Source organism: Micromonospora sp. RV43 (assembly GCF_001029515.1).
GTDB classification, from domain to species: Bacteria; Actinomycetota; Actinomycetes; order Mycobacteriales; family Micromonosporaceae; genus Micromonospora; species Micromonospora aurantiaca.
The window spans coordinates 1-3,947 of the sequence record NZ_LEKG01000319.1 but is presented as its reverse complement, the minus strand read 5'-3'; the positions used below and the strand labels follow the sequence as shown (position 1 = coordinate 3,947).

At 68.5% G+C, this 3,947-nt stretch carries 3 protein-coding genes and 1 pseudogene; 1 reads left to right on the top strand and 3 read right to left on the bottom strand.

Going from position 1 to position 3,947, the window contains the following annotated elements; all coding sequences use genetic code 11:
* Positions 1–421 (top strand): annotated as a pseudogene (locus ABD52_RS36695) (pectate lyase); the annotation flags it as partial.
* A gap of 59 nt (positions 422–480) precedes the next feature.
* Here ABD52_RS36695 and ABD52_RS41320 read toward each other — a convergent pair.
* From ABD52_RS41320 to ABD52_RS36685, 3 genes are read right to left on the bottom strand one after another with little or no spacing between them, the layout of a single operon-like run.
* On the bottom strand, positions 481–921 hold the full coding sequence (locus ABD52_RS41320; protein WP_235437679.1) for a glycoside hydrolase family 30 beta sandwich domain-containing protein: 441 nt from the start codon (positions 919–921) through the stop codon (positions 481–483).
* Positions 845–2,206, bottom strand: a complete 1,362-nt coding sequence (locus ABD52_RS36690) for a cellulose binding domain-containing protein (RefSeq protein ID WP_235437678.1) — start codon at positions 2,204–2,206, stop codon at positions 845–847. Before ABD52_RS36690 ends, ABD52_RS41320 begins: the two co-directional genes overlap by 77 nt.
* A 28-nt stretch (positions 2,207–2,234) precedes the next feature.
* Positions 2,235–3,659 carry a non-reducing end alpha-L-arabinofuranosidase family hydrolase gene (locus tag ABD52_RS36685; RefSeq protein WP_047894788.1) on the bottom strand — a complete coding sequence of 475 codons (1,425 nt, stop codon included), beginning with the start codon at positions 3,657–3,659 and terminating at the stop codon, positions 2,235–2,237.
* Positions 3,660–3,947: the final 288 nt, after the last annotated feature.

Here is a 3,947-nt window from a genome sequence, read left to right as displayed (position 1 = left end):
CGCCCCCACCACGCCGCCGCCCGGGACGACCACCCCGCCGCCGTCCGGCGGGACCAACCTGAGCCTGGTCTCCGGCGCCGGCGCGGACGGGTCCAGCAAGGCCGGCGGCACCAGCTACGGCAACGTGCGCGACGGCAACCTGAGCACGTACTGGTCGCCGTCCGGGTCGACCGGCACCGTCTCGATCAAGTGGGGCTCGGCCACCACTGTGTCCCGCGTGGTCATCCGCGAGCCGTCCGGCACCTCGGGTTCGATCGGGTCGTGGCAGCTCGTCAACAACGACACCGGCGCGGTGCTCGCCTCCGGCAGCGGGGCCGGCCAGATCACCTTCGGCGCGACCTCGCTGAAGAAGATCAACTTCAAGATCAACAGCTCCGGCGGTACGCCGAGAGTCGGCGAGTTCGAGACGTACGCCAGTTAGCAGGCGCGACGAGCGGGGGCGGCCGATCCGGCCGCCCCCGCCCTCGTGCGTGTCGCCGGTCAGAGGGTGAGCACGACGGTGGAGATGCTCCGCGCGCCGACGCTCACCGTCACCTGGTTGCCGTTCACGCCCACCGGCTGGCTCGCCGCGCTGGCGTTCTGCGACGTGGCCACGTACTCCGCCCGGCTCACGTTCTGCGGCGCCTGGATGATCGCGTTGTTCACCGCGCTCGTGGACCGGTTGAGGATGACCAGCGTGACCTTCCCGTCGCCGGAGTAGGCGGTCACCTCCAGCGGCGACGCCTTGGAGCTCTTGGTCAGGGCGACCCGCTGGTAGCCGGGCCGCACGTACTTCGCGTACTGCGAGAACGCGTACCCGCGCTTGAGCGGCGCGCCCGCCACGGTGCCGTACGCGGACTCGCCGTCACCGATGAACGAGTAGTAGCGCTTGCCGTACCACCAGACGTACGCGCTCCAGTTCGACTCCATCGACTTGTGCACGGTGCGCATGATGTCGTCGAGCGTCTCGTTCCAGGCCGCGGCGTTGGCCGGGTTGCCCCAGATGTTGGAGGCCGCCGCCGTCGGCCTCGTGCAGGTTCCACTCGGTCATCCACACCGGCTTGTTGTACTGCTGCGCCAGCGTGTACGGCTTCAGCCGGCCGGACGCCTCCGTGCCGTACAGGTGCCCGCCGATGTAGCCGATGTTGTTGCGGGCCGCCGCGTCGTTGAGCGTCGGGTCGGTGTACCCGTAGTTCAGGTTCACCGCCTCGGCGACCATCAGCTTGGTGTTCTGCACCTTGGCGCCCTGCTCCCGCACGAAGGTCTGGAGTTCGGTGCCGCTCCAGTCCATCGAGTCGTAGTCCGGGTGCCAGTCCGGCTCGTTCTGCACGGACGTGACGTCGATCGTCACGCCCTGGTTGCGCATGTACTGGACGTAGCTGTTGAGGTGGTTGGCGTAGTCGTCGTAGTAGTCGGTGCGCAGCTTGCCGCCGTTGATCCGGCTGTTGTTCGTCTTCCAGGCCGCCGGGGCGGTCCACGGCGACGCCATGATCTTCACGTTCGACCCGTACGACTTCGCCGTCCGCAGCGCGCTGACCTGGGTTCCCCACTCGCCGGACACCGGCGAGACGCCGGTACGCACGATGGACAGGCCGAGCTGGTTGGGGCCGAGCCCGACGAGTGTCTGCGTCTCGGCCGTCGACCAGGCGCCGCCCCAGATCGACACCGCGGCGCCGAACCCGTCGATGGTCTGGTAGCGGCTGGCGGTGTTGACGGTGATGTCCGCCGCCCCGGTGGGCGGCGGGCTGCCGGGTGAGGTGGTCGGCGAACTCGTCGGGGAGGTGGACGGCGACGTGGTCGGCGTCGTCGTGCCACCGGTGCAGGTCACCCCGTTGAGCGCGAAGCTGGTCGGAGCGGGGTTGCTGCTGGTCCAAGCCCCGTTGAAGCCGAACGACGTGTTGCCGTTGGTGGGGATGGACCCGTTGTAGCCGACGTTGCGGGCGCTGACCGCCGCTCCGCTCTGGGTCACTGTGGCGTTCCACGCCTGGGTGACTGTCTGGCCGGCGGCGTAGGACCAGGTGAGCGTCCAGCCGTTGACCGGGTCACCGAGGTTGGTGACCGTGACGTTCGCGCCGAAGCCGCCCTGCCACTGCGACGACACGGCGTAGGTGACCGCGCAGCCGGCGGCTGCCGCCCCGGCCGGCAGCGCCGCGGCCACCGCGGTCGACGCCAGCAGGACGGCCCCGGCCGAGAACACCGCGGTACGGGTCGTCTTGTGCCTTCTCATCGGACCTCTCTCTTCTCGATCGGCCGGTTCAGCGCTGGAGGGTGAGTAGTCCGGGTCGGTAGGGCAGGAGGCCGTAGTCGCCGCCGGAGTTGGGGGAGCGGCCTTGGTAGAGCAGTTGGAGGTTGCAGGGGTCGACGGTGAAGGTCTGGTCGGCGGTGGTGCGGATGAGTTCGCCGTGGCTGATGTCGTTGGTCCAGGTGGCGCCGCTGTTGGCCTTGCCGGCGAACGGGTTGGACTCGGTGGCGGCCTGCGGGGTCCAGGATCCGTTGAGGCTGGTGGCGGTGAAGGAGCGGAAGTAGCGGCCCTGGGAGCCGATCGCCTCGACGATCATCAGGTAGCGGGTCTGGCCCTGGAGTTTGTAGACCTGTACGGCTTCGAACAGGTTGTTCGTCGTGTCCGACATGATGGTGGTGTAGGTGGAGCCGAAGCTGCCGGGGAAGTTGCCCAGGGGCATGCTGGAGCGGTAGATCTTGCCGTTGTCGCCGGCGAAGAACAGGTACATGTTCTGGTCGTCGGCGATCAGGGTCTGGTCGATCGGGCCGGTACCGGAGCCGGAGATGCTGCCGGTGAACAGCGGCTGCGCCGACGACCACCCGTTCGGGTTGGTCGGGTTGGTCGAGGTGCGGTAGGAGAACGCGGTCGGTCCCCACTGGTAGGCCAGCACCCAGATGTTGCGCGGCGCGAAGTAGAACAGGGTGGGCGCCACAGTGCCCGACGACATCGCGTTCTGGCTGGCCGAGGCCATCTGCGACCAGTTCGAGAACAGGCCGAAGTTCATCGACCCCCACCGCGTTCCGGTGTCATGGGTGGTGGCGTAGACTAGGTGCCGGCCGTTGTAGGGCACCACAGTGAAGTCCTTCAACGACACCCAGCCCGAGCGCGGCTGCGCCAGAGCACCGGTCGAGGACCACCGGTACGACGACGGCAGGTTGCACGTACCACCCGGCGGCGGGGTCGTGGGCGGTGCAGTGGTCGGCGGCGCCGTGGTCGGTGGGGCCGTGGTGGGCGAGCCGGTCGGGCCGCTCGTCGGCGTGGTACCGCCGGTGCAGGTCACCCCGTTGAGCGCGAAGCTGGTCGGCACCGGGTTGCTGCTGCCCCAGGAGCCGTTGAAGCCGAACGACGTGTTGCCGTTGGTCGGGATCGACCCGTTGTAGCTGACGTTGCGGGCGGTCACAGCGGCTCCGCTCTGGGTCAGCTCGGTGTTCCACGACTGGGTCACCGTCTGCCCGGCGCCGAACGACCACGTCAGCGTCCAGCTCGACACCGGGTCGCCCAGGTTCGTGATGGTGACGTTGGCGCCGAAGCCGCCCTGCCACTGCGACGAGATCGCGTAGTTGACCGAGCAGCCCGCGGCGGCGGCTCCGGCGGGCAGCGCTACGGCGACCGACGCCGACGCCAGCAGCGCGGCGCCGGCCGATGCCCATATGGCATTGACTGACCTGGATCTGGACATGAATTGACCTCCTGCGGGGGCAGCGGCTCTGGCATTGGCGGTGGCGATTGTGTTGTGAGCGTTAACAGCCGCGTCAGGGATGTTACGGGAGCGCTCCCACGCACTCAACAACTCATTTCCGCACCCACCGAATCAGCCCCCGCGCCCCTCCACCCCACGCCTGCGCACTGTCCGTCCGGGTCAGCCTGAGTCGATCATGAAGTTGACCGCCCTCAATGCGGACAAATCCGCGGTCTAACCTCATGATCGACGCGCTTCAAGGGTGGGGGGAGGGGGAGAGGGAGGGGT

Excerpts from the sequence above, each read along its gene's own strand:
- ABD52_RS36690 (WP_235437678.1), bottom strand. The coding sequence starts at position 2,206 with ATGAGAAGGCACAAGACGACCCGTACCGCGGTGTTCTCGGCCGGGGCC.
- ABD52_RS36685 (WP_047894788.1), bottom strand. The coding sequence starts at position 3,659 with ATGTCCAGATCCAGGTCAGTCAATGCCATATGGGCATCGGCCGGCGCC.